We start from the raw sequence: 24702 nt of genomic DNA on the forward strand, positions 1-24702 counted from the left end.
TTCTTTGTTAGCTTCTTTCTCTGCGAACTTTTATTGTTTTGTTTTGTCTACGCAATTCTGAAATTTGTGCTTGGATACGTTTTATTTGAACATCTAATTCTCGAATTTCTAATTTTGTAGCAATACGACCTCTTTCTTTTTGAGTTCGAAGAAGATTACTTCTTTGTATCTTTATAGCAGTCAATTCATTATTGAGTTCCAAATAACGATTTACTTTTTCCTCACTCAGATAAGGCACTTCAGCTTTTAAAGCTGCTTCAGACTTTTTTATAACGGTTTTTTTTGCCAATCTTTTTTTCTCAGTAAGCATATAGATAAGGAATATTATCAAAAATACTAAGAAACATCCCAAGGCAATCAACATACTAAATAAAGCAATAGCTTTTTCTATTCCTGTGAGCACTAAAGCTAGAATTAAAAAGAAAGTCAATGTACTAGAAGTAGCAATTAGATTAAACAATAAACCAACTTTAATCCAATCTCGATTGGGATTTTTTTTCGTTTTGTTTGGCTTTTTGAATCGTTTTTTGACTTGTTGCTTTTTTTTCTTTTTGGCTTTTCTTTTTTCGACAGGGGGAGCTGTTGTAGCGTTGTTTATTTCTACATACTCAACAGAAGCTAAAAGGGTAGGTTGAGCAGGTATTATGCTTGTATAGAATGATAGGGTGAAAATTAGAATTAAATATCTCATGTTGATGGATAAAAATTTTGTGGGAAATTGGTTCTTGTTTGCTATTTTATTTAAAATGTTTGCAAGTTCAAATATAAAAGTTCCTTATAAATGAAACAATGTAAAAAAAAAGATTTGTGATAAAAAAAGATACGTTAGTGAATCGTATTTCTTTTTTTGTTGTGTTTGTATGTGTTTGTAAAATAGCTGAATGTATTGTTTTTTGCCATTTGAACCATAAAAAAAGACTACCTAAAAAGGCAGCCTTTTAAAACAAAAGTATCTCATTAGTTCCTATTTTTGTTGGATGAATTCTACCTTTATGTTTAACTCCACTTCTTCTCCAACAGTCCAGCCACCATGCTCTGTTTTGGCATTCCAAGCAACTCCATATTGGATTCTATTAACGGTCGCTTTGGCAGAAAAACCAGCTCTTGTGTTGCCATAAGCATCTTTGATAACACCCCCATGTTTCACCTCAAAAGTAACGTCTTTGGTGACGCCACGCATGGTTAATTTTCCTTTTAGTTCATATTTCCCATTTCCTTTTTTCTTAAAAGAAGTACTTTCAAACGTTATTTTAGGATGCTTTTCAGCATAGAAAAAATCTTCTGCATTCAGATGTTGATCTCTTGATGTATTGCCTGTATTAATACTACTTACATCGGCTGAAAAACTAATTTGGGCATCAGAAAAATCTTCTTTAGAGCTTTTTAAGGTACCGTCAAATTTTGTGAATTCTCCATCTACTTCTGAAATAGTTAAATGACTAACGGAAAAACCTAATTTGGAATGGCTGGGATCGACTTTCCAAGTAGTTTGTGCTTGGATAGAAAAGCTTAGAACAAGGAAAAGAACTAGATTGATTGCATTTTTCATGATTGTTTATTTTACGTGTTTTTAATCTTTAGTAGCTCGTTGCTTTTTATTTTTTACAAAAAAATCCTAAAGCTTGTTGATGAGCTGTTGTATTTAATACCACAAAGAAACACGATCTCAAATTTCTATGCATTCACCTATGTTAACAAACGTAAATTTACTTAAAAATTCGCTCTAAAGGAATACCTACTTTTTTTAGTACCGATTGAAATGGCTGTCACTTTACCCACTCATTCACCCCAATAGCTAAGGCTTCTGTTATCGTTATGGTATTGTTTTCTTGCATTGCCTTCAATGCCCATGTGACCACTTCTACTTCAAGTTGGTATTCCATCGCAATTTGAAGTGCTTGTTGTACAGCAGCCATTTGTGTTTCCAAATTTTCTTCCATCATGGTCTATTCTTTTGATAAGTTTTTACGAATTCTACTCAAAGACTGTGGCTTAATTCCCAAATAAGAGGCAATATAATACTGAGGCACTTGTTGAATAAGGTTTGGGTGTGTTTGAATTAGTTTTAGATACCGTTCCTCGGCAGTATCTCTATTAATTTGCGCCACTCGTTGTAACAAATGAACATAAGCATTCTGTACCAATAAGCGAAAGAATCGTTCGATATGAGGGAATTGATTACAAGCTTTGTCGTGATTTTCTTTGCTGATTAACAATACATTTGTTTCAAATAACGCCTGAACAGTATGCAAAGCGCCTTGTTGAGAAAAAAAGCTATAAGGATCGGTTATCCAGTGTTCTTTTAAGGCAATTTGTAGGACGTGTTTTTCTCCTTTATCATCGATACTATAAGAATACAAACCACCAGAAAGCACAAAAGCTAAATACTTGGCAGTATCTCCTTCTTGAACAAAAAAATCATTCTTGGCTAAAGTTTTGGGTTGCAATAGCTGTTCAAATTGTTCTACTTCTTGTTGAGAAATAGCAACACTTCTTCTGATATTTTGATAAAGTAAATCAATCATGACAAAACGTCCTTAGATATTGTCTAGTAAAATAAGGTGCGAAAAGATCGATAAGATAACTTGTTTTTAGGATATTTTCAATTCCATCTTTTGATAAATTACTAATGGAGTACTTAGTTTTACTTTTATAGACAGTGCTTAGAAATTAACTTGAATAATGTCCAATAGTCTGACTAAAAAAGTATTACTTTTGCAAAAAAACATTGCACCTTGAAGACAAAAGTACTACTCATAACACCACCTTTTACACAGTTAAATACGCCCTATCCAGCAACGGCCTATTTAAAAGGATTCTTAAACACCCAAAACATTGTTTCCAATCAAGCCGATTTGGGAATAGAGACTATATTACAGCTATTTACGCCTCAAGGTCTAACCACAATTTTTGAAATTATAGAAGAAAACTTTGAGTGGGCAGATTTATCGGCCAATGGTCAACGTATTGTCCACTTACAAGAAAGTTATATAGAGACTATTGCCCCAACTGTTGCGTTTTTGCAACATCAAAACCCTACCTTAGCACATCATATTTGTAGCCGAACCTTCTTGCCAGAAGCCAGTCGCTTTCAAAGTTTAAATGACTTAGAATGGGCATTTGGAACAATGGGGATACAAGATAAAGCACGTCATTTTGCGACCTTATACTTAGAAGATATAGGAGATTTAATCAAAGAGTGCATTGATCCTTACTTTGGATTTAGCCGCTATGCAGAGCGTTTGGGACGAACGGCAACTCATTTTGACCCGTTGCACGAAGCACTGCAAGAGGAGAATAGCCTTATTTCAGATATTTTAATTCAATTGCTAGAGCATAAGATAGAAGATTACAACCCTTCTGTCGTTTGTTTGTCGGTACCTTTTCCTGGAAATCTCTTTGCAGCACTAAAATGTGGTCAGTATTTAAAAGCGAATCACCCTAATATTACCGTAGTTTTAGGAGGAGGATATGCCAACACCGAATTGCGTTCTTTGTCAGATGAGCGTTTGTTTGACTACTTGGATTATGTGTCTTTAGATGATGGAGAGGCTCCCTTGTTGTTTTTATTAGAACACTTGGATGGTCAGCGTCCTGCTAGTGAACTTAAACGTGTTTTTGCTAGGGTAGGAGGTGTTGTTTCTTATTATAATAATGCCATAGAGAAAGATGTTGCTCAGCGAGAAGTTGGCACTCCAGATTATAGTGACTTGCTGTTGGATGAGTATTTATCGGTTATAGAAATTGTCAATCCAATGCATCGTTTGTGGAGTGATGGTCGTTGGAATAAATTGACATTGGCTCATGGTTGTTATTGGGGGAAGTGCTCCTTTTGCGATATTTCTTTAGATTACATTCAACGTTACGAGCCTGTTAATGCGACTATCCTTTGTGATCGAATTGAAACTATTATAGAGCAAACAGGGCAAAATGGCTTTCATTTTGTAGACGAAGCGGCTCCTCCTGCCTTGATGCGAGACTTAGCTCTAGAAATTATTAGAAGAAAGTTGACGGTTGTTTGGTGGACGAATATTCGTTTTGAGAAGAGTTTTACCTACGATTTGTGCCAGTTGTTAAAAGCATCGGGATGTATTGCTGTATCAGGAGGGTTAGAAGTCGCCTCTGATCGCTTATTGGCATTGATGGAAAAAGGGGTAACAGTTGCACAAGTAGCTCGTGTTTGTGATGCTTTTACACAGGCAGGGATTATGGTACACGCTTACTTGATGTATGGATTTCCGACCCAAACAGAGCAAGAAACAATCGATGCTTTGGAAATGGTTCGCCAATTGTTTGAGCAAGGTGTGGTACAATCTGGTTTTTGGCACCGATTTGCAATGACCGCACATAGTCCAGTTGGATTGGTGCCCGATAAATATATGGTGACACGGATGGGACCAGATTTTGGAGGCTTTGCGGATAATGATTTGTATCACGAAGACTTGACAGGAGCAGAGCACGAATTGTTTTCGCAAGGATTAAAAACGGCTTTGTTTAATTATATGCACGGCAATGCCTTTGATGTTGATTTAGCTGATTGGTTTGATTTTGAAACTCCCGCTACAAGTATTGTGTCAGACTATATTTACAAGGCATTAGATCAACCCTTAAAAATGCCTCGTTCAAATGCTATGATATTTTGGTTAGGCGGGCGTCCTATTTTTTCCTTCTTTGAAGAGGAAACAGAAGACGGAGTGGAGGAACTGGCAGCATTGCATTTTCATAACAAACAGAACGATTGGGTGATGGAGCTATCCGTAGAAATGGCAGAGTGGTTGTCTGAAATGTTGGTAGCACTAGAAATCGATAACACGTCTACTTGGACATTTAAAGAGGTAAAAGAAAATTTTGAAGCAACAGGAATGGGAACAATGCAGGAGCTAATAAATTCAGATATTTGGGAGCAGTTGAGTTTAAACGGATTGTTAATTTGTTAGGTATATTATTAATAATACTCCGTTGATTTTTTTTGGCTTACAGTATGAGTGCTTCGCAGTTGATTATCAGACTTTTTTAGTATAAAGGTTGATAAGTTAGTTACTTCTAATTGGTAGCTATTTCTGAGCGATTACTTAGTTTTTGCCGAAAAAAAAGAATTAAAAAACATACACTTAAAAACAAAATTATGAAAATTCAAGATTTACAGCCCAAGGCACTTTGGAAAAATTTTGCAAACTTAAATGCGGTTCCTCGTCCTTCTAAAAAAGAGGAACGTGTCATTGCTTTTGCAAAAAAGTTTGGGGAAGATTTGGGATTACCAACGCATGTTGATGAAGTAGGGAATGTTATTATCAAGAAACCAGCTACGGAGGGAATGGAAAATCGAACGACTGTTGTCCTTCAAAGCCATTTAGATATGGTACATCAAAAAAATGCCGATACGGATTTTGATTTTGATAAAGAGGGAATTAAGATGTTGATAGATGGTGATTGGGTAAAAGCAGACGGAACAACATTAGGTGCTGATAATGGTATTGGTGTGGCTGCAATTATGGCTTTGCTAGAATCGACAGACATTGCACACCCACCACTAGAAGCATTGTTTACAATTGATGAAGAAACAGGGATGACAGGAGCAATGGGCTTAGTTGGAGGTTTGTTGGATGCTAAAATTATGTTGAATTTAGATACAGAAGACGACGATGAGTTGACAATTGGCTGTGCTGGTGGAGTGGATGTAACAGCTAAAGGGACATATGAAGTAGAAAAAACACCTGAAAATTATAAAGGCTATAAGCTAGCAATTAAGGGCTTGTCAGGAGGACATTCGGGGATGGATATACACAGAGGTTTAGGAAATGCGAACAAATTGATGAATCGTTTGTTGTATAATTTAAATAAGGTTGCGAACATAAGAATTGCTTCTATAGACGGAGGTAGTTTGCGCAATGCTATCCCTCGAGAATCTTTTGCTGCCATTGCTGTTGAAACTACTGATAGTCAGCATTTGTCTACTTTTGTAGAAAAATGGCAAGCAATTCTTGAAAATGAATATAAGGCAACAGATCCTGACCTAAAACTTATCTTAGAACCTTGTGATGTTCCTAGTGTTGTATGTTCTAAAACATTTCAGAAACAATTTTTAGCAGCCGTTTATGCCTGCCCTTGTGGAATTTATAGAATGAGTCCAGAAATTTCAGATCTAGTACAAACTTCTAATAATCTTGCTCGTGTATTGCTAAAAGACGGTGCGTATCAAGTACTTTGCTTGACGAGAGGTTCGGTAGATACGGAGAAACAAGACGAAGCAGATGCAATTGTGAACACGTTTGAATTGATTGGTGCAGTGGTAACATTAAGTGGAGCTTATCCAGGATGGGCACCCAATCCCAATGCAGATATTATCAAAATTATGAGCAATTTGTATCAAGAAATGTATCAAGAAACACCACATGTATACGCTTGTCATGCTGGTTTGGAATGTGGTATTTTGGGAACGAATTACCCTGATATGGAAATGATTTCATTTGGCCCTAATATTCGTGGGGCGCATTCTCCAGATGAAAAAGTACAAATTAGCTCTGTACAAAAGTTTTGGGATTATTTGTTGGCAACCTTAAAAAGAATACCTGAAGCCTCTTAAGAATTACTATTATTTGCTGCAATTTGGAAATAATTGTAATGGTTTATTTTTAAAAATTCAGATTGCAACTCAATAATAAAATTAATGCTACATTCTAATACAAATTTATTAATAAACTATTTAAAAACAGATGCACCTAACTATGCAATAGTATCTAGTTATGTATACACCATACGCAGATTAGGAACACAAGAAGATGTTTCCACTTTAATGGAATATTACCATCAAAACCCAACAACGAATCATGTGGGGTATATTCTAACCTTATTATATGATTTTGGGACATTGTCTGATGCAAAAGAACTGTGGAAACACTCCTTCAAAAATGGGGTGCTAAAATCAGGTCATCCAGAGGAAGTGTTACATATTTTAGGATACCTTGGCTTGGAAGAAAGTCGAGATGTTTTGCTTCGCTACGCTTTAAATTCAAATGACCATAGTTTGAACCAAAATGCGGTTCTCGGTCTTATTCATTTAGATTGTAGCAACCACCAAAGCGAGTTAAACAAAGAAATAGAAGGTTGTTATGGCAAAAGTCTTTTTTCTGAATTTTCTCCTTCGTTAGTTTGTAAGGTGAGCGACCAGTACGATATCTTATCTCATTTTTATAAACTGGGAAGTAGCATCGTTTCTACAGATTGTAATGGTGGTATTGTATTGGCTTTTTCTTTGTGTGGAGATACAGGAAAAGATTTCTTTTGGAGGGTGCTATGGGATGAAAACTGGGAATGCTTGGGAGGTGGAACAGGGACAGATTATTGGACGTATATTGCCATGCAAAATTTGGGGATTAGCTTCTTAGATTTGTATAATATTATTCGAGAAACGAAAACTAAAGGTGCTTTGGAATATCGTTTAAAAGTCTTCAAGAGTTTGATACGATATCGCATCATAGATGCCCCTCATCCAATACAGTTTATAAAAACGAGTCGAGTTTCTTTTTTAGACCTGTATAAGATTCTGTATGGCTGGGTTGATAAGTATATTTCTGATAATATTATGGATTTGGCGAGAAAAGTAAACTTAGACAGCGATTTTTATCAGCTAAAAATTTTGTTAGAATTTAAAGTACGAGAAGAGATGTTTTACTCTTAAAGATATGTTGGAAGGTACTGTTAGAAAAAAAGCATTGCTATAAAAAATGCAGAATGCTCTATCGTTTGGATAGAGCATTCTGTGTTTTAGGAAGTTAGTATGTCAAGCGTGCTTCTAATATTTTGGCTTGCTGAATCCAATCTTTGACTTGCGGTAAGGAAGGAACAGCTCGAGTTAATTTTTTTGTTTCGTTCGTCTTTTCTAAAGCCTCGCAAAGGTTTTCTGGACGGCGCATTTTTAGTTCTTTAACCGTATCAACACCTGTTACTTTTAGCAATTCAGCAAATTGTTTACCAACCCCATTGATACGGTATAAGTCCGCCATGCCAATCCAGTCTAAAATACGTTTTTTGTCAATGCCCGTGCTTTGTTCTAGGTCTTGTCTTCCAGAAGGAGTACTTCCTTTATCTAGCAATTCGTCAATTGTAGTAATGCCTACAGCATTTAGTTTTTCGGCATATTTAGGTCCGATGCCTTCGATGTCAATAATGTGTTTATTCATAGTTGCATTTTATTTTAATACTCCATTGCTTTTTTAGTATTTAGACTTAAGATAGAAAAAGGCATATCCTTTTGATAATTAAGTTGATATGGTTTTGCAGTGGAGTGGTGTTATTTCTTATTAGAGTTTTTATCTTTCTTAGCAAAAATTCCTCTTTGAAAAAAGCCTTTCTTGTCCTTTTCCGCTTTAGCATCCTCTGATAACGCTACCTTTTGGAACGTTACGGTTTGATCTAATTTGTGTTGAAAAGCATCAATATAAGCATTTTTAAAGGCATTTATAATGGTCAACCAAATATTTGCTTTGACATTACCTAAATTTCCTTTAATGGGAACACGAGTAGCAAATTGTTCCTTTTTTTGATTCTCAAAAATTTCTTTGGTTCCCTCAGAAAAGAACTCTTTGATCCACTGTCCAAAGTCTCGATTTTCTTCCTTCCAATCAAAAATTCGCAAATCTTCTAATAAGGGTTTGAAATAGCCTTCAAAATGACCATCTTTCATAGCCATCTCACTATATAGGCTAAGGACACCTTCCTCTACATTCATATCAGCATAGTGCTCAATGAGTGGGTTGAATTCGACAAGCTTAGCATGCTCAAATTTTAGGTTATAATCAAAATCAGGAATTTCTTTCAAAAACATAGTTTTGGCTGTTAATTCCAACTGACCACCATATCCTGGAGTATGGGCACTGGCATTGAGTGAAGTAGGCAAGGGAACAGAATAATCAGTTACATTTTGTATGTTCAGAATTTCTAGATTAATTTGATCTAAATTTAAGTCATTGGCTTTTTCCAACTCTGCAAAAAGATTGACCAGTTTTACCGTACCATTATCAATGGCAAATCGGTTAATTCGAATAGGGATTAAGTCGGTAACAATCTTAATCCAGTCTTGTTCTTTACCCGTTTGAGATTTATCTTCATCTTTGCTAAATGCAAAGTTTATCGTTGGGTCGGTTGCAACAATCTCTCCCACAATAGCACCTTTGAACAAGGCATTCCATTGTACCGACAAATCAATTGTTTTGACGTAAACAAAAGGCTCTTCTATCTCTGTTCCTATTTTGACAATATCCAAGTCGTCAATCATATAAGCACCTCGCCACAATGCCAAATCGACATCTTCGATGTGACCCCGATAATCTTTCATTTGATTGAGAACTCTATTGTTGAGGTACCATTTGATAACGTGTGGTAAGGCGATGCGAATGGCAATTAATACAAGGACAATTCCAATGACCCATTTGGCTACTCTCTTTCTTTTTGTATGTTTTTTTTCTGTGCTAGGCATGTTTTTTTATTTGAAATGTAATTTTCTAGTTTAGATAGGTTGCTCGAACGAAATAAAATAAATCTACAGAGTGGTGTGTTTTATAGGGAGAGTATAAACGTAGATTTGGGGATGAACGTCAGAACTTATTTCTATCACAGTACTTCGTAGGTTTTTGTGTTTTGCGAAATAAGATTAAAAATCCATGAAGCATTGTTAGGACTATCTACAACTAAAAAAATCTATAATTTGGGAAATAATTTTATAAACATACAACAACTAAAAGTAGCTTTTTGATGCGAAAAAGGACATTTTTTAGGAAAAAGCATTAAGGTAATCTATATTTTTAATTGAAAATATATGAGGTCTTTAGGTTTGAGCTGTGCTACTTTATCCAAATCTTCACTGCAAATAGTAGCGATGCGATAATAGCCACCAGTTGTTGGAGCGTCGTTCATTAATAGAATAGGTTGACCAGCACTAGAAACTTGAATAGTACCAGGGATAATTCCTGAAGAAATTAACTCTTTATCCATGTTACAATCAGGAAGTATGGTTTCCAAACGATACCCCATTCGATTGGAATGATTGGACACTCTATGTTGGAGGCTAAAAAATGCAGCAATGCTTGTTCTTGAAAAAGTCTCAAATTCAGGACCTCTCAAAACTCTAAGCGGCACTAAATTAGTATAGGAAGGTCGCTGTTCTTTAGTGATGTGTCGCTTAGAAATAAATGTTCTTGGCTGAATGGAAATAATCTGTTGAGCTTGAATGTTGCTTTGAGGGAGGAGCGGCGTTGTGCCTGATAGAATAGAACTACTACTCGATAGCCACTTGGCAACTTGCCAATCGCCACCAATTGCCAAATAAGCTCGACAACCTGTTTGTAACGCACCAAAAGATAGGATAGAAGATGGTTTTAGGTCGATGGTTTGATACATAGGAGCTTTTTTCTTATTGATAACAGGCGAAATATCAGCCCCCGTAATAGCAATTTGAGCCGCCCCTTTAAATTCTATAACGGGACCCAACATCGTTATCTCAAGGACAGGGGCAGTGGCTTTATTGCCAACTAACCAATTTGCTTTTCGGGCGGCAGCTTTATCCATTGCGCCTCCAACAGGGATACCCAAGTGTTGGTAGCCCCAACGTCCCGAATCCTGTATTGTGGTTTGCAAGCCTGCTTTGTGAAAAAGTATCTGTACGAGTGATGACATAAGGTATTGTTATGAGGTGTGGAATTGCCAACGTTGAGGATTGTTTTTAATGGCTTCAAATTCAGATTTGTCAATGGCTTTGAATTGAACTTGGTTGCCTACTTCAAATAAAAAAGGCTGTTCAAGTTGGATGTCAAAAACAGAAATGGGGGTTTGACCGATAATTTGCCAACCACCAGGAGAAGCAGAAGGATAAATACCTGTCTGATAACCAGCTAATCCTACAGCTCCTTTAGGAACTTTTAATCGAGGGTGTGATTTTCTGGGGCAAAAGAGTTGTTCTGGAACCCGTCCCAAATAGGCAAATCCAGGTAAAAAACCTAATAAATAAACTTGGTAGATTGTTTGAGTGTGCCATTGAATCAACGCTTTTTTAGAAAGTTGGGTTTGTTGCAAAACGAACTCCATGTCTAGTGCAAAAGGTGCTTCGTAGCAAACTGGAATGGATAAGGTAGAGGTGGGGTGATCAATAGAAGTACTTTCTTTAAAAAGGAAGTGGATAAGGTCGGTTAATTTTTTCTTAGGAATCAGTGTGGGAGCATAACAAACGGTTAGAGAATGATAGGCTGGTATACAACTTCTAATTCCAGTATGTTTTTGGCTTGTCAAGGCTTTGTGAAGTTGAGAGACTTGTTGGTGTATGGCAGGATCTATAATGGCCTCAAATTCTATTAAAATAGCTTGATCCCCATAATCTTTAATGGTCATCATAAAAAACTGTTTTTTAAAGCTTTTAGAATTTCTAAGGCAGCAGGATTGTCGCCATGAATGCAAACGCTCTGTACTTGAAGTGGGAGCAGCCCATCACTTGTCACAACGTTTCCTTGGGTGAGCATTTGTTGAACTTGACTCACGGCTTCTTGTGGGTGGGTAATAACAGCGCCACTGGCAGATCGAGGCATTAATTGCCCATTAGAACAATATCGCCGATCAGCAAAACCTTCTGCAATAAATGCAATTCCTCGCTCCGTTGCCCAATCTTTTAAGGGGCTATTGGCTAAGCCCATTAGTGCTAAGTTGGGATCTAATGCTTGAATTGCTTCTAGAACAGGAAGGGCTTCAGAGAGCTTATGTGCCATGGTGTTGTAAAGGGCTCCATGTGGTTTGACATAGCTTAGACGACCGCCAAGGCTTTCAACCATTCCTTTTAGTGCCGCAACTTGATACAAGATGCTTGCATAAAGTGATGCTTTAGACATTGCGATAGTACGCCTACCAAAGCCTACCAAATCAGGGTAGGAGGGATGAGCGCCTATACGTAATTTATAACGAATGGCAGCTTCAATAGTTTGTTGCAATGTCAACGGGTCACCACCGTGAAAACCACAAGCAATATTACAAGACGATAAATAGGGAAATAAAGCGTTATCTTGACCAATTTTGAAATGCCCATAACTTTCTCCCATATCGCAGTTGATGTCCATGTTTACTTGTTTTTTTGAAGAACTATTTGGCTTGTTAATTTTTATAATTGTGAATACTCAAAACCAAATTTTTGCAGCATAAATGCCTTTCATTCCTAGTAATAATGTTATGATAATAATAAGTCCTCCCATCCAATTATGTTTGGCAGAATTTACTTGCAAGCCCATAATTTTTACATCATTCATAATCCAAAGCAAAAACGTTGCAATAATTGGCAATAAAAGCCCATTAGCAATCTGTGCAAAAGTAATGACTTGGATGGGTTGGAAGCCCCAGCAAGAAAACAGGAGACCTGTTGTTAAGACAAGCATCCAAACAATTCTAAATTTAAAGCTTTGCAAATCTTTTTTCCAGCCTAGTATTTCGGATGTGGCAAAGGCAGCTGCCAAGGGGGCTGTAATTGCAGAGGACAAACCTGCGGTAAAGAATCCAAGAGTTAGAAACCATGTGGACCAATTGCCCAACAGAGGTGCCAAGCCACTAGCTAAATCATTGGTGTTTTGGATGTTCTTTCCTTGTGTAGTAGCCGCAGCAGTAGTTAAAATAGCCATTGTAATCAAACCGCCCAAAAGAATGGAAAAAAATAAATCCCAACGAGCATGGGGGAGTTGACTAGGATGGTTCCAACGTTCTTGAACAGATGCAGCGTGCAAGAATAAATTATAAGGAACGACTGTTGTACCAATCAATCCAACGACCATTAGCAAGCTGTTGTCAGGCAATTTAGGAAGGAACAAGCCACTAATGATGGCCATTAAATTAGGACGAACAGCAATAGCAGCAATTAAAAAAACAAGCCCCATCCAGCTAACCAATAAGATTAGAAAACGTTCAATAAGAACATATTTCCCTAGAAACAAAATGCCAAAGGTAAGCCCACCTATAACTAAAATCAAAGGGTTGAAAGGCAGCCCAACCGCAAAATGATCAATCCCTAAAACAGCTCCTGTTATATTGCCTGCTTCGTAGGCTGCATTACCGATCAAAATAGCACTAAGCACTAAAAAGATAGCAAAGTATCGAAGGATTGGATGTTGTATTTTGTGCCGAATCGCTTCTCCTAGCCCCATACCTCCGATGAGCCCTAGCCGTGCCGTCATTTCCTGCAAAATATAGGTGGCAATAATTGAAAATAGAATCGCCCAAAGCAAGGTATACCCATAACTGCTGCCTGCAATCGTTGCAGTTGTAACAGTTCCAGGTCCTATAAAAGCCGCAGCGACTAAGGCACCTGGTCCGATTTTTTTGAGTTTGGCTAACATACGATGATAATTATGGGGGAGTGTATTTTTACTTCGTGGATTTGGCTAAAAATTAGAAAAAACTAGCCTCTATTCTATCTTAAAGGCATCATTTCGTTCTAAACGGAGTGGATCACCCAATAAATCTTTTTGATGATCAAAGACAATTTGATTGCCATCTAATTGCCCTGTTCCTAATTCAGAAGTAAAGGTTTGGGTTGTTAAATCAACATCTAAAACAAGAGACGTAATCATTGCATTGTCTGTGGTTGTTGCATCTGCTGTAAAATCTGCTGGGGGAGGAAGCATGCCTTCAAATTCAAATAAAGTGGCTTCTAGACGATCTTGAACAAAAAGAAGTTTTACCAACCAAGCATTATCGTGCCCACTCTTAGTATACACACCTACATAGTCCTCTAAAGGAGAGTTGGTTTTAGTTGCTAAAGAATTTGTTTCTGTTGTATTGGGCGCTGCTGTTTTTGAAGTAGATGAATCTACTTCAAGGTTGTTGGCTGTATTTTTTTCTGATGTGGAAGCCGTTTCGTTGCTACAAGCTGCCAAGAGAAAGAAAAGAGATAGTATGGATAAAATATGTTTCATACAAGCTGAGTTATACCATGGTTTTATTGCAATAAGTTGCTTTTTCAAAATCACGAATGTTGATAGAAAGAATTGGAATAGTGGGAAATAAAGGCTTAAGAGCTAGAATAATTTGTTTAGAAAGATGCGCCTTTTGTTGCTTGTTTCGACCTTCCATGATATTTCCAAAGACATGGATGAAATCTTTTTGTTGATTGCCAACGGTGTAATATTGAAACGGATTGATTCTAACTTTAATATCTTCAGGGGCAAACAATCCTGTTGCATTGGCAGCCTCATAAACTATTTGCATAATTTTTTCAGGAGGCTGTTGTTGGATAATATTCGAAGAACAATCTAATACGAAATGCGGCATAAGTTAAATGTTGATTGTGAACGATTAAAGAATTACTAACTTACAAAATATGTGTAGAAAATCATCCTTCTGTTAAGACAATTTTTTCTTATCTATTTTTCCCAAGCTAGTAACAGGAATTTGTTCTAAAAATACAATTTCTTTGGGTGTTTGGGGACCAGAAATTTTTCCTTTTAACCAAATTCGAAGCTCTGAAGCACTTAATATACTTTTGGTTTGCAAGCTTACAAAGGCTTTTAACCGCTGTCCATACTCTGCATCAGGAATACCAATAACTGCAGCTTGCCAAACAGCAGGATGTTGTAGTAAAATATGTTCTAATTCGATAGGATAGACGTTTACTCCACCAGAAATGACCAAATCATCGACACGCCCACACAAGAAACAGTATCCAGAGGAATTGATATAAGCTAAATCGCCTGTTTCAATCCATTGAGTTGTTTTATTGGACATGGTCCAATTACTTTTGACACAAAGCATCCCAACGGTTCCAAAGGGTAGTTCTTGTTGCTTGTTATCTTGTATTTTAATGCTGACCCCTTTAATTTTTTTGCCAATGCTAGTTGGAAATTTTACCAAATCGTTACTAGTAGCCATTACACAAAATCCAGCCTCGGAAGTGCCATATAAATTAGCCAATTGATTAGGAACTAAGGAAGAGGCTTTTTGAACAAGTGTTGGATTCAAAACAGCTCCCCCCGATAAAATGACTTTGTTGTATTCAAATAAGTTGGGATCTTCTTGTAATAACCGCTGAAGGATGATAGGAACCAAAACAAGTACTTCTACTTGATGCATTCGCATTTTCTGCCCCGCTGAGATTGCTTTAAAATGTTGGCTCAATATAATTTTAACTCCTAAAATAATAGAAATTAATAATGCAGCAACCCCAAAGCCATGGTAAAGGGGTGTTAAGATATAAACAGAGCGATAGTTGCCCAAGTTAAGTTGATTGAGGAGTGCAAAAAAAGGATTTAAAAAATTAAAAACAGAGGGCTTTCTTACAGCAGTTTTGAAATTCCCCGTTGTGCCACCTGTTAAAATAATTAATTTTCCCGCACTGCTTTTTTTTAAGTGATAACGATTGGGGAATTCTTGTTTTGCCAATTGGCGAATGCTGTAACCTGTTGTAGAAGAATGAGTGGGAATACAAGTTGCTTTAAAATTGGATGTTAGAATCAGTTTTTCTCCATTACGATCATGAATGATGGCATCAAAAGCGTGTTTTTTTATCAAAAAATCAAATTGATCCGTATTCATAGCAACATTGAGTAAGTAAACATCTATTCCCAACATAGAAAGAGCAAAAAGGCTTTGCACAAAAGGAATGTGATTTTTGCAAAGCAAGGCAACTTTTTGACCAGCTAAAAATTGGTATTCTTTCTGTAATTGAGCGGCTAGTTGCTGGGTTTCTTGGTATAATGTTTTGTAGGAAATTTGTTCGGTTCCTTCGACAATCGCTATTCTATCAGGATAAGTACGGGCTGCAAATTCTAACAAAACCATCAAGTTTGTTTTTGAATGGAGGATAGAAGCGAACAACCGATAGAATCCTATTGGAGTAGTTAAGTTTGCTTGGTATAGCTTTTTAAATGTTTGGAACATCCTTAGCTGAAATTAAAATAAACCAATCTGAGAATTAGTATCAACAAGAATGATAAAGATAATAAAATTTGGCAATACACTCAGAATGAATCTTTTTTCAAAAAATAGGGAACACTCCATTCCCAAAGCCCTCTAAATAAAAAAGACCCTAGTCGAGCAAAAAAGCCCCACCAAGGCATCCAAGTTCGTTTATTTTGATACAAGTGCTTAACAATGATTAAAGCAACCTGTTGTGGAGACATAGCAGGAGCTTTTTGGTAGGCTTCTGTTGGCGCAATCATACGGGTTCTAACCAATGGCAAATAGAGACTACTAGAGGAAATGCCAGTAGCTTTTATTTCAAGAGCAACAGAACGAAACCATTGATCAAAAGCTGTTTTGGAGGCTTGGTAAGCCGCCCAATGTGGAGCAGGCAACAAAAGAACGTTGAGCGCCGAAACATTAATTATTTTCCCTTGCCGTTTTTGTAACAAAGGAAGTAAACCTAAGAGCAAACGAACAGGAGCAAAGTAGTTAATGCCCATCGTACGTTCAAAATCATGAAATCGTTCTAGAGATTGTCGAATTGGTCGTCGAATGGAGTGTCCTGCATTACTAATAATAAAATCCAAGCCATTGGGGAGTGTATGGATGGTTTCTATTAATCGCTCTACAGCTGCTGTCTGTGTTAAATCAGTAGGATAAATACTAATAGTAGCTTTGTGTTGACTCAAACTTTCTTTTAAAGCCATCAATTTAGAAGCTGTGCGGGCTACTAAAACAAGATGTACATCGTAGGTGGCTAAGAATTGAGTTGTTGCTTCCCCAATACCAAAACTAGCTCCAGTAATCAGTATGGTTCTGTGTTGAACAGCTTGCTTTAGCTTGGATCGATTTATCCAATTAGGGGGAAAGAGCAAGTATTCTAAGAAGTGATAAGACACAGGCATTTTATAAGTTTTCAGGAAGGTACTTGACCTCTAAATTCTTATAATCTCTAGAAAAATATTCTCTTAGGATAGCCGTGTAGTAATTGTATGGTTTATGTTGATAAAAGTTAGGTTCTGTTTTGTAATAATTGCCATCTTCAGCAGGTTTTAATTTTGCGAGTTGTTCTTCTGTCAAAGTATTGGAATCCAATTGTATTTTGGGATAGGGAAACTGCTGTAATTCTCTAATATTGCCTACTTGATAATAATTAATATCTCGGATATAGTCGGGCATGTCAACCGATCCATAAGAAGCAGAAACCATTTTCTCAATCAATCGGTTGGAAGAATTCACATAGTCTTTTAAGCTTTTTTCAAATTTTCTAATCACCATTTCCAAACCAATTTTTCGAATATCAAAAGACTCTTGACCAAAAATCCATGCTTTTAGGCGTTCTTTAGACAAGATTTTTCCTTGTTCTTGATAATGCATGGGCATAGATGGCACCAAGTCAGCAGGATTGATAATGGTGTAACTCATATTATTTTCGCAATAGCGAGCATAGTATTCTTCCGCAAAATTTTTATTACCACACATAGGGTTGGCAAAAGCATATGTTTTATAAACATTTTTAGAAGATAAGGTACCTTTGGGCAAATTTTCTAAGTAGGCGCGTGTCATATTGGCTAAGGCACCACCTTGACTGTGTCCTGTGATTAAGATGTCGTAAATGCCTTTTTGGTTGAGTTGACTAATTTGTTCCAAAATAGTTGGAGATAACAAAACGACTGCTAGGGCATATCCAGAATGTACGGCTGCACCTGTATCTTGGGCGAAGCAATAGGGGTGTTCTACTTTATCCAAGGTGATCACGCCTTTGGCTGGAATCATAGCAGAGTACATATTTTCTACCCAACTAACAATTTGATTGGTTGAGCCTCTAAAATTAATAACCCCAACGGTGCCCTTAGTATATACTTGGAATTTATTATCCATTCCAATTGTTGGAGAGGTGAATACTTTTTGATAATTTTTAGGTGTAATTTGGGCATCAGAACCATACAAATCTTGAAATGTGTAACTATTACACATGGCAATCAACGCTTTGACTTCATCGGGGTCAAAACCTTCACGTAGTTGGGCAAAAGAGGTACTACCAGCTAAAAGTAGTAGTCCAAAAAGTAAACATCTCATTATAGTGCATTTTGATAATGCTTGTCAATTCCTTGACAAGTCAGCGTCTTTGATTGGATAAATTATTATTTGATGTTTAGTAGTATCCTAAAATCTTGCCAAATTTAATAAAAAAATAGCGCAGTTGCCTATTGTGAAAAGCTTAAAAAGCTGATTTTGACGAAGTTTAAGGCTGATAGTAACTCAATTCACAATGGGATAACGCTGCTTCTTGCAATAAGGAAAGCAAGGAACCAACATCTTGGACAGAGAACCAAAGTTGCAAGCCATCTACTTGGGTATTGAAGAATAAATATTTCTGATTTTTAGGAATATTATGACGCCTATTTTCTTGATAACAATTGGTCAAACTACTTTTGAAAGATTCTAAACCTTTGCAATCAAGAACCATTACAATTGAGCTAAAATGTACTCTATAAACCGAACATTCGTTGCACCATAAGATGAATCCGTCTGAGTTTTGAGCTAAAGTGGTGTGTTGGCACATATTTTTGTTGTTTTTATTTAGATTAAATCTAAACAAATGTAGATTTTTTCTTTTAAAAAGAAAAATTATCCTGTTGAAATAGATGAATGAATCTATATAGTGGTACTATCTGCAGCAATTCTAACGATGTAAGAAAATATATTAAATAATAATAATATCAAATAGCTATTCTAATTGAGGTCGAATATTGACCTTTCTAGCGATTATTTGATAGATTAAGTTCATTGAAATAGTAGGAATAAAATCAAAGAGTACTCGAACTTTCTGCCTTAAATCACGCAATGTTTTTGCTTCTTTTAAGGCTTGTTCAAAACTTTCATCAACAGCCCTTGTAATCTGGTCAACAAAAAATGCTAATAGCATAATCAAAGCAAATACTGTTGATAAGTAGAATTTTCCATGACCATAATTATGTTCCAAATTGTAGTCTTGATTCTTCAAGGTGTTAAATGTCTCATTTTCAATTTTCCAACGTGCTCTTCCAGCTGTGGCAATAGATGAAACATTTGATTTAGTCAAAGTTAGGTTGGTAATCCACTTATTGGAATAAACCACTTTATCTTTTTCTAAATCATATTCTTCGTATTCTAAATAGTTTACGATAATATCTTGGTTTGCGCCATTTAGAATGAGGTTAGATGCCCACCTGTATCGACACAGAGTCTTTTCATTTTTCTGGTATTGACACTGATGCAAACTATCCTTTTTTCTAAGTTGCTTAACTTGTTCCAAAACATATCCTTCCTTGATTACTATGATGTAATCCATTTGGATATCTTGTGCTTGAAGTGCTTTAATAGTTGGACCATCAGCATATAAAGCATCTAAAAGAATTAAGATCTTTTCTTTTGGCAGTATGCTGCGTAAATGTGGAAATAATCGTTTACATGCCTTTCGTTCACAATCATTCTTTTTTGAACCATCCTGCCGCGTTATTGCTTCTCCAAAAACAGGAAAAACGGTCTTGAAATTAGGATGAACTACACTCGCTGCTAACAATTGGTGATGATGTTCTATTGTACCATTTTTTCTTTTCTTTGTTAAACATTGAGAACAACCAATCTTATTGGAAGAAAATGTACCTGTGGCATCAACACTTACTAGCAAATGTTGGTCTAAGTATCTTCTACTTTCGAGTATTTTGAGCCTTTCCAAATGTTCAAAGATTGTTTTAAAAGTAGGTTGAAAAACAGATGGTTGGACAGCATCTAAAATTTTTCGCATCCCATTATCTGTTGGAAGCTTACTAATTTTAAAGACTTGTTCTAAATTGTCCTTACGATGAATGGCATTATCTATAAAACTCAATAATGATGGATCTTTTAGACCAAACATAGCAAATGCTCCCATTAAACAATCATGTAGCAAATATTCTGTATGTCCTTTTCGATGGTCTGGAACTTGGTGAAACTCTTTGGATACTATTTCTACTAATTTGTCGTACATCGTTTACTTTTTAGTAAATGTACGTTCCTTTTTCAATGAACTTAAATCTTATTTTATCATATAATTCTGTTTATCGTTAGAATTGCTGTACTATCTGCAAACAATGATCTGCTAAATTGTATATGTTTAAAATTAATTTAAAAGCTAGGCTTGTTTTACTTATATATTTGATTTACATTCGCGGCAAGAAATCACCTCTCTTAAAAAAATAGATTGTTTGGGACAATTATTTTAAAGAGATTAAAACCATAATAAGTTGTTATAACTTCAACTTATAATAAACAAAACGCATAGATGATAATATACCCCGATTTTTTGAAGCAACGTGCTTTGAAATTTCCCATGAAAAACTTTTCAAACATACCCTCAATAATAGATATTATTAGGAATAAAGCCAGACCGCGCGTACGCATACGCAAGGCAGGATTATTTTTCGTATATTAAAAGCATGAACTATGATAACTTAAAAAAGAATCCGACAAATTTCTTGTCTCTAACGAGCCTAAAGGTAGAAGAGTTTGAAAAACTTCTATCCGTATTTTATGGTGTATGGGTTCGATATTTTCGATGGCATACATTGGAAGGTAAAAAACGTAAATTTCCAAATGCTAGACCAGAGCAAGACACCAAAACATTAGCTACTGTCGAAGACAAATTACTATTTGCATTGGTTTATTTAAAAAATTACCCTTTGCAGCAATTTCAAGCAGCCAATTTTGGGCTGTCCCAAGCAAAGGTTAGTATTTGGATGAAACTACTTCAACCATTGCTATTAGAAAGTCTCAAACAACTAGGAGTTGTGCCCCAACGAGAAGGGCATAAATTGGCACAATTACTAGAAGAATTTGGTGACGATTCTTATAACCAAGACGTAACAGAACGTAGTATACATCGAAACTCTGACCAAGATATTCAAGAAAGCCAATATAGTAACAAAAAAAAAGACATTCCATAAAGAACAACTTGATTGGTGCTAATAGCCAGCAAATTTTGTTCTTAAGCCAGACACGCGATGGAACTGTATTTAATAAGCGAATTGCTGATGAAGAAAACTGTACTTTTCCTGAAGGAATCTACCTTCGTCAAGATAAAGGTTTTCAAGGTTATGCTCCTCCAGGAGTCCACATACAACAACCAATTAAAAAGCCAAGAGGTAAACAATTAAGTGCTGTTGCAAAATGGTTTAATGCTTCTGTTGGGAGTATGAGAATTTCAATTGAGCATGCTATCTCAGGTATAAAACGTTGTCGGATTGTCAAGGAACGTTGTCGTCACTATGACTCTGAATTCAGAGATCAAGTTATGCTTATTTGTACAGCGCTTCACAACTTTAGGGTACAAAGCCCCTTTCGGAATTATAAGTCCTCGCATGTGTGGGCGCGAATAGTCAACTTTTCCTAATTAACTCTAATATTTTTGCACAATATTAACAAAGAGCAAGCATAAATTATATTCCCTTTTCAAACAAGGTAGATTTAGGTGAACGTTTATGAATCAATTTGTACCTTTCGTTAGCTGAAATGTATTTTTCGTTAGATATTTTGTTCCTTTCAAATCTTCTACTTGAGTAAAAAATATAATTACTATATCTTTGTGAGAGAAAACACAACATTTAAATCAGAACGAGTCTAATAACGCATGAACTTCCAATTAAAGATTTTTTACAGTTGTTTATATACCCTACTTACCATTACTAGTTATGGGCAAAGTCCAACCTTTGTATCTATAAACACAGTAGATACAGAGTGTGGTATGAGCACAGGATCTATTAGTTTGACACCTTTATTAACAGGTACTTATTCTTATTTGTGGGAAGATGGAAGTACAACGAGTACTCGAAATAACTTGCCACTAGGTAACTACAGTTGCACGGTTACAAAGGATGGAGCAACAGAAGTAATCACAGCAGCTATCTATAGACCTTGGGATATAGAACGTTTTGAAGTTGGAGATACGACTTTATCGATAGTAGGAAATAGTGTAACCGTAAATCCTAATATTCCTTATACAACAACTCAACTAGCCGATCAACGAACACATTGTTACGATAAGACGCCTATCGATATTGAAAACCAAACAGGAAGTATTTTTGCTAAATTTGCCAAGACACATCCTAATTTCCCCAATCAAATTGCGAATCCAGATCCAGCGGCACCGCCTGTTTTTTATATAGAGTTATATGAGTCAAAGGATTTATCTAATCATGTGAGGATTCCTTTGTTCTTTTTTGATGCTAATTTAAGGATATTAGCAGGAGGGAGAGTCCCCGCTAAAATATATGCAGATAAAGGGGTTAAAGATATAGAGGCAAGGACGTATACAGGACATGATTATACCGATGGGGATGAGTTTGAAGTACGTTTTTTAGGGGGGCACCAAATCGAGGTCTATTTAGAAGGAACTTTGATACGTTCTTTTACCTTACCTCGTAGATTAACAAATGAGTATGTGGCTACTGTAGGGTTTAATGATCGTATCAATTTAGATCGTCGTATAGCTTATGATTTAAAATCATCTTTTTGTTCTACCATGCCAGTTGTTAAGACAGTTATCAATCATAATAACAAATATGGGGCAACTGGGAATATAACTTTATTTCCCCTAGATTTGAGCTATGTAAATAATAGTTATACGTACCAATGGTCAACAGGAGCTACCTCTAATAGTATTAGCAATTTGTCAAAAGGAGATTATGTGGTGACAATAACCAATGGGAGTGGAGCAAGTAAAGTTGAAACGTATGAGATATTAGACAAGTTGACGTTAGAAAAAGTAGATCCAGTCAATTCTATATTAAAGATTGTTGATAATCATGTTACTTGCGATCCCACTTTGCCAATACAGTCGATGTTAGATTATAGGACACATACATATGATCCTACCGTGATCATTGATGCTGTTCAAGGAGGAGGTAGTGTAAAATTAAGAGTAGCTGCCGAACATCCTGCTTTTCCAAATCAGCATAGCAATACAGATAATTATAATGCAGGATTTGCGATAAGACTTCAAGCAGCAACAAATCCATTGCCAGCATCTAGCTTTTATCTAGACTATCCTTTTCAAGTAGTATTTGGTACTCAAGGAAAAGTTTTTACGGCTAATCGAGCCTTTGATTGGCAAGCCCACCATCGTCAATACATACCTGATTTACATTATCCCAAAGGAGGCTTTGACATAGAGTTGCGCTTTACAGGAAATAAGGTTGTTGAAATTTATATGAATGATATATGGGTGGCAACGAGAACCTTACAAGAACCAATTGATAAATATAATTTAATGATAGGGTTTTATGATGAAGCTAATTTTCAACGCCGTATAGCTTATAATATGAGGACTACTTTTGAGAGTGAAATCCCCATTACTTATGCCGAATTATCTCTAGAAAAAAATCAAGGTTATGTTAAACTAACAGATGATAATCTAAGGTTCCGATTTTTACAAGAGTATGCAGTAGAAACAGGAGAGACAATTAATTATAAAATTTATCCATGGAATAGACAAAATCCAGTAACAGGAAACTTTCAAGTTCAAGAAGGTTATAATAACATGGATTTAGATGTCTCTAGTTTGCCCTCAGAATCTTACTATACACTTGAGTTTGAATCTAATAAAAAAGAAACATATATATTGAAGTTTAAGACAAAATCCTAAAAGAATTTATTGGAAAATGAAACAAATACTACCTTTTGTGCTACTACTAGGTCTTTGTGCTTTGATTGGTGGGGCAGTGTATATCAATATACCTAAAACAGCTTTTGTAGATAGTCAACAACTATTTGATCATTTCCAAGGTCGTAAAGAGTTGGAAAGTAGATTGGAACAAGAGTCTAATCAAAAAAAGGCTGTAATAGATTCTTTAGGTTTGCAAATTCAAGCCTTGCAGGAACTTGCCAAAACAGATGAAAGTGTTTTGTTGCGTTTACAGCAAATGCTACAGCAGTATCAACAAATGAATCAAGAACATCAAGGCTTTTATCAATATAAAAGCCAAGAATATACGGAAGCAATTTGGAAACAAATATCTCAATACACAAGAGAATATGGAGAAGAGCATAGTTATGACTATGTTTTTGGAATAGCGGGTACAGGTTCCTTAATGTTTGGTAAACCTCAATATGATATTACAGAGGATGTTATTCAATTTATCAACTCAAAATATGCAGGTAATTAGAATAGTACTCTTGTTATTTATTGGAATGCAAGTTATTTCTTGTAGCAATAAGGAGTTACTACCATCAGAATATGTAACATGGGTAAACGATGAAGCAAATCATTTATTAAAGCGAAAAACTGTGCATCCATTGATTGTTGAAGTGTTGTACAAACCAATTCCATATATTATCGCCAATGAAAAAAGAACGAATGCAATATCTAAAGTTGCATACGAAACTCGAAAGAAAGAGTTAGAAGGAATGCAATACTTTACGTTAAAATTGAGTACTGTAGAAGGTGACATAACGAATTATGGGGTAACGAACAAAGCAGAGCAAGATGAACGATTTAATTATTTGTCTTTTGCAATGAAGAGGGACATAAAATTAATAGACGGAAAAGATACTTTACCCTGCCAATTATTTCATTTTGAGAGGGCGTATGATTTGGTTTCTTATCGGTCATTTGTTTTGGCATTTGAGCAGAGTAATCCAAACATAGAATGTGAAAAAACTATCATAATAGATTTACCTTACTTTAGAACAGGACCTATTAAAATAAACTATAAAAATTCTGATTTGGAGTCAATTCCAAGTTTAAAAATACAAGCCTAAATA

At 35.9% G+C, this 24702-nt stretch carries 25 protein-coding genes; 8 read left to right on the forward strand and 17 right to left on the reverse strand.

Features of this window, described 5'->3' with window-relative positions; translation table 11 throughout:
- Nucleotides 1-7 precede the first annotated feature (7 nt).
- The 4 genes from QP953_RS07455 to QP953_RS07470 form a co-directional block, all read right to left on the reverse strand.
- On the reverse strand, nucleotides 8-691 hold the full coding sequence (locus tag QP953_RS07455) for a hypothetical protein (RefSeq protein ID WP_052600140.1): 684 nt from the start codon (nucleotides 689-691) through the stop codon (nucleotides 8-10).
- A gap of 273 nt (nucleotides 692-964) precedes the next feature.
- Nucleotides 965-1549 carry a YceI family protein gene (locus tag QP953_RS07460; protein WP_309554491.1) on the reverse strand — a complete coding sequence of 195 codons (585 nt, stop codon included), beginning with the start codon at nucleotides 1547-1549 and terminating at the stop codon, nucleotides 965-967.
- 217 nt (nucleotides 1550-1766) lie between these two features.
- Nucleotides 1767-1943: a hypothetical protein gene (locus QP953_RS07465; protein ID WP_309554492.1), complete on the reverse strand. Its 177-nt coding sequence runs from the start codon at nucleotides 1941-1943 to the stop codon at nucleotides 1767-1769.
- 3 nt (nucleotides 1944-1946) lie between these two features.
- Complete coding sequence (locus QP953_RS07470; RefSeq protein WP_309554493.1) at nucleotides 1947-2525, reverse strand: Crp/Fnr family transcriptional regulator; 579 nt, start codon at nucleotides 2523-2525, stop codon at nucleotides 1947-1949.
- A 210-nt stretch (nucleotides 2526-2735) separates the two neighbouring features.
- On the opposite strand from QP953_RS07470, the gene QP953_RS07475 reads away from it, so the two are divergent.
- The 3 genes from QP953_RS07475 to QP953_RS07485 all read left to right on the forward strand — a co-directional run bounded on the left by QP953_RS07475 (nucleotide 2736) and on the right by QP953_RS07485 (nucleotide 7678).
- Nucleotides 2736-4937 carry a radical SAM protein gene (locus QP953_RS07475; protein WP_309554494.1) on the forward strand — a complete coding sequence of 734 codons (2202 nt, stop codon included), beginning with the start codon at nucleotides 2736-2738 and terminating at the stop codon, nucleotides 4935-4937.
- A 188-nt stretch (nucleotides 4938-5125) separates the two neighbouring features.
- Nucleotides 5126-6583 (forward strand): aminoacyl-histidine dipeptidase, encoded by a 1458-nt coding sequence (locus QP953_RS07480; protein WP_052600137.1) that lies wholly within the window; start codon nucleotides 5126-5128, stop codon nucleotides 6581-6583.
- Between the two features lie 84 nt (nucleotides 6584-6667).
- Nucleotides 6668-7678 carry a hypothetical protein gene (locus tag QP953_RS07485; protein WP_309554495.1) on the forward strand — a complete coding sequence of 337 codons (1011 nt, stop codon included), beginning with the start codon at nucleotides 6668-6670 and terminating at the stop codon, nucleotides 7676-7678.
- A 94-nt stretch (nucleotides 7679-7772) separates the two neighbouring features.
- Here the strand turns inward: QP953_RS07485 and QP953_RS07490 are convergent, their stop codons facing one another.
- The 13 genes from QP953_RS07490 to QP953_RS07550 form a co-directional block, all read right to left on the reverse strand.
- Entirely contained in the window at nucleotides 7773-8180 is a 408-nt protein-coding gene (locus tag QP953_RS07490; protein WP_052600135.1) for a DUF4332 domain-containing protein, read from the reverse strand.
- 110 nt (nucleotides 8181-8290) lie between these two features.
- Nucleotides 8291-9475: a DUF748 domain-containing protein gene (locus QP953_RS07495; RefSeq protein WP_052600134.1), complete on the reverse strand. Its 1185-nt coding sequence runs from the start codon at nucleotides 9473-9475 to the stop codon at nucleotides 8291-8293.
- Between the two features lie 317 nt (nucleotides 9476-9792).
- Nucleotides 9793-10671, reverse strand: coding sequence for a biotin-dependent carboxyltransferase family protein (locus QP953_RS07500; protein ID WP_309554496.1), 879 nt, complete (start codon nucleotides 10669-10671; stop codon nucleotides 9793-9795).
- A 9-nt stretch (nucleotides 10672-10680) separates the two neighbouring features.
- Nucleotides 10681-11382: a 5-oxoprolinase subunit PxpB gene (gene pxpB, locus QP953_RS07505; protein WP_052600132.1), complete on the reverse strand. Its 702-nt coding sequence runs from the start codon at nucleotides 11380-11382 to the stop codon at nucleotides 10681-10683.
- Nucleotides 11379-12095 carry a 5-oxoprolinase subunit PxpA gene (locus tag QP953_RS07510; protein ID WP_309554497.1) on the reverse strand — a complete coding sequence of 239 codons (717 nt, stop codon included), beginning with the start codon at nucleotides 12093-12095 and terminating at the stop codon, nucleotides 11379-11381. The genes pxpB and QP953_RS07510 overlap by 4 nt, the downstream gene beginning before the upstream one ends.
- Nucleotides 12096-12152: 57 nt before the next feature.
- Nucleotides 12153-13358 carry an Nramp family divalent metal transporter gene (locus QP953_RS07515; protein ID WP_309554499.1) on the reverse strand — a complete coding sequence of 402 codons (1206 nt, stop codon included), beginning with the start codon at nucleotides 13356-13358 and terminating at the stop codon, nucleotides 12153-12155.
- A gap of 69 nt (nucleotides 13359-13427) precedes the next feature.
- Nucleotides 13428-13937, reverse strand: a complete 510-nt coding sequence (locus tag QP953_RS07520) for a hypothetical protein (RefSeq protein WP_309554500.1) — start codon at nucleotides 13935-13937, stop codon at nucleotides 13428-13430.
- A 10-nt stretch (nucleotides 13938-13947) separates the two neighbouring features.
- Nucleotides 13948-14292 (reverse strand): 5-carboxymethyl-2-hydroxymuconate Delta-isomerase, encoded by a 345-nt coding sequence (locus QP953_RS07525; protein ID WP_052600128.1) that lies wholly within the window; start codon nucleotides 14290-14292, stop codon nucleotides 13948-13950.
- A gap of 72 nt (nucleotides 14293-14364) precedes the next feature.
- Nucleotides 14365-15798, reverse strand: coding sequence for a class I adenylate-forming enzyme family protein (locus QP953_RS07530; RefSeq protein ID WP_309554501.1), 1434 nt, complete (start codon nucleotides 15796-15798; stop codon nucleotides 14365-14367).
- A gap of 179 nt (nucleotides 15799-15977) precedes the next feature.
- Nucleotides 15978-16826: an SDR family NAD(P)-dependent oxidoreductase gene (locus QP953_RS07535; protein ID WP_052600126.1), complete on the reverse strand. Its 849-nt coding sequence runs from the start codon at nucleotides 16824-16826 to the stop codon at nucleotides 15978-15980.
- A gap of 1 nt (nucleotide 16827) precedes the next feature.
- Nucleotides 16828-18000: a lipase family protein gene (locus tag QP953_RS07540; RefSeq protein WP_309554502.1), complete on the reverse strand. Its 1173-nt coding sequence runs from the start codon at nucleotides 17998-18000 to the stop codon at nucleotides 16828-16830.
- Between the two features lie 166 nt (nucleotides 18001-18166).
- Nucleotides 18167-18487 (reverse strand): DUF6686 family protein, encoded by a 321-nt coding sequence (locus tag QP953_RS07545; protein ID WP_052600124.1) that lies wholly within the window; start codon nucleotides 18485-18487, stop codon nucleotides 18167-18169.
- A 165-nt stretch (nucleotides 18488-18652) separates the two neighbouring features.
- The gene (locus QP953_RS07550) at nucleotides 18653-19933 is read right to left on the reverse strand and encodes a transposase (protein WP_309552833.1); all 1281 of its coding nucleotides are present in this window, start codon (nucleotides 19931-19933) and stop codon (nucleotides 18653-18655) included.
- Between the two features lie 448 nt (nucleotides 19934-20381).
- Between QP953_RS07550 and QP953_RS07555 the strand changes: the two genes are divergently transcribed.
- The 5 genes from QP953_RS07555 (at nucleotide 20382) to QP953_RS07575 (ending at nucleotide 24699) form a co-directional block, all read left to right on the forward strand.
- Entirely contained in the window at nucleotides 20382-20888 is a 507-nt protein-coding gene (locus QP953_RS07555) for a transposase family protein (protein WP_309554503.1), read from the forward strand.
- Between the two features lie 35 nt (nucleotides 20889-20923).
- Nucleotides 20924-21334: a transposase family protein gene (locus tag QP953_RS07560; RefSeq protein ID WP_309554505.1), complete on the forward strand. Its 411-nt coding sequence runs from the start codon at nucleotides 20924-20926 to the stop codon at nucleotides 21332-21334.
- Nucleotides 21335-21571: 237 nt separating this feature from the next.
- Nucleotides 21572-23584 (forward strand): hypothetical protein, encoded by a 2013-nt coding sequence (locus tag QP953_RS07565; protein ID WP_309554507.1) that lies wholly within the window; start codon nucleotides 21572-21574, stop codon nucleotides 23582-23584.
- Nucleotides 23585-23600: 16 nt separating this feature from the next.
- Nucleotides 23601-24104, forward strand: coding sequence for an OmpH family outer membrane protein (locus tag QP953_RS07570; RefSeq protein WP_309554508.1), 504 nt, complete (start codon nucleotides 23601-23603; stop codon nucleotides 24102-24104).
- Nucleotides 24091-24699 (forward strand): hypothetical protein, encoded by a 609-nt coding sequence (locus tag QP953_RS07575; RefSeq protein WP_309554509.1) that lies wholly within the window; start codon nucleotides 24091-24093, stop codon nucleotides 24697-24699. Before QP953_RS07570 ends, QP953_RS07575 begins: the two co-directional genes overlap by 14 nt.
- The last annotated feature ends 3 nt before the right edge of the window (nucleotides 24700-24702 follow it).

Origin of the sequence: Aureispira sp. CCB-E, from assembly GCF_031326345.1 — a bacterium.
Lineage (GTDB): Bacteria > Bacteroidota > Bacteroidia > Chitinophagales > Saprospiraceae > Aureispira.

Excerpts from the sequence above, each read along its gene's own strand:
- QP953_RS07455 (WP_052600140.1), bottom strand. The coding sequence starts at position 691 with ATGAGATATTTAATTCTAATTTTCACCCTATCATTCTATACAAGCATA.
- QP953_RS07525 (WP_052600128.1), bottom strand. The coding sequence starts at position 14,292 with ATGCCGCATTTCGTATTAGATTGTTCTTCGAATATTATCCAACAACAG.
- QP953_RS07565 (WP_309554507.1), top strand. The coding sequence starts at position 21,572 with ATGAACTTCCAATTAAAGATTTTTTACAGTTGTTTATATACCCTACTT.
- QP953_RS07570 (WP_309554508.1), top strand. The coding sequence starts at position 23,601 with ATGAAACAAATACTACCTTTTGTGCTACTACTAGGTCTTTGTGCTTTG.
- QP953_RS07535 (WP_052600126.1), bottom strand. The coding sequence starts at position 16,826 with ATGCCTGTGTCTTATCACTTCTTAGAATACTTGCTCTTTCCCCCTAAT.
- QP953_RS07485 (WP_309554495.1), top strand. The coding sequence starts at position 6,668 with ATGCTACATTCTAATACAAATTTATTAATAAACTATTTAAAAACAGAT.
- QP953_RS07520 (WP_309554500.1), bottom strand. The coding sequence starts at position 13,937 with ATGAAACATATTTTATCCATACTATCTCTTTTCTTTCTCTTGGCAGCT.
- QP953_RS07540 (WP_309554502.1), bottom strand. The coding sequence starts at position 18,000 with ATGAGATGTTTACTTTTTGGACTACTACTTTTAGCTGGTAGTACCTCT.
- QP953_RS07545 (WP_052600124.1), bottom strand. The coding sequence starts at position 18,487 with ATGTGCCAACACACCACTTTAGCTCAAAACTCAGACGGATTCATCTTA.
- QP953_RS07495 (WP_052600134.1), bottom strand. The coding sequence starts at position 9,475 with ATGCCTAGCACAGAAAAAAAACATACAAAAAGAAAGAGAGTAGCCAAA.
- QP953_RS07530 (WP_309554501.1), bottom strand. The coding sequence starts at position 15,798 with ATGGTTTTGTTAGAATTTGCAGCCCGTACTTATCCTGATAGAATAGCG.
- QP953_RS07490 (WP_052600135.1), bottom strand. The coding sequence starts at position 8,180 with ATGAATAAACACATTATTGACATCGAAGGCATCGGACCTAAATATGCC.
- QP953_RS07470 (WP_309554493.1), bottom strand. The coding sequence starts at position 2,525 with ATGATTGATTTACTTTATCAAAATATCAGAAGAAGTGTTGCTATTTCT.
- QP953_RS07555 (WP_309554503.1), top strand. The coding sequence starts at position 20,382 with ATGAACTATGATAACTTAAAAAAGAATCCGACAAATTTCTTGTCTCTA.
- QP953_RS07575 (WP_309554509.1), top strand. The coding sequence starts at position 24,091 with ATGCAGGTAATTAGAATAGTACTCTTGTTATTTATTGGAATGCAAGTT.
- QP953_RS07510 (WP_309554497.1), bottom strand. The coding sequence starts at position 12,095 with ATGGACATCAACTGCGATATGGGAGAAAGTTATGGGCATTTCAAAATT.
- QP953_RS07550 (WP_309552833.1), bottom strand. The coding sequence starts at position 19,933 with ATGTACGACAAATTAGTAGAAATAGTATCCAAAGAGTTTCACCAAGTT.
- QP953_RS07515 (WP_309554499.1), bottom strand. The coding sequence starts at position 13,358 with ATGTTAGCCAAACTCAAAAAAATCGGACCAGGTGCCTTAGTCGCTGCG.
- QP953_RS07500 (WP_309554496.1), bottom strand. The coding sequence starts at position 10,671 with ATGTCATCACTCGTACAGATACTTTTTCACAAAGCAGGCTTGCAAACC.
- pxpB (WP_052600132.1), bottom strand. The coding sequence starts at position 11,382 with ATGATGACCATTAAAGATTATGGGGATCAAGCTATTTTAATAGAATTT.
- QP953_RS07465 (WP_309554492.1), bottom strand. The coding sequence starts at position 1,943 with ATGATGGAAGAAAATTTGGAAACACAAATGGCTGCTGTACAACAAGCA.
- QP953_RS07480 (WP_052600137.1), top strand. The coding sequence starts at position 5,126 with ATGAAAATTCAAGATTTACAGCCCAAGGCACTTTGGAAAAATTTTGCA.
- QP953_RS07460 (WP_309554491.1), bottom strand. The coding sequence starts at position 1,549 with ATGAAAAATGCAATCAATCTAGTTCTTTTCCTTGTTCTAAGCTTTTCT.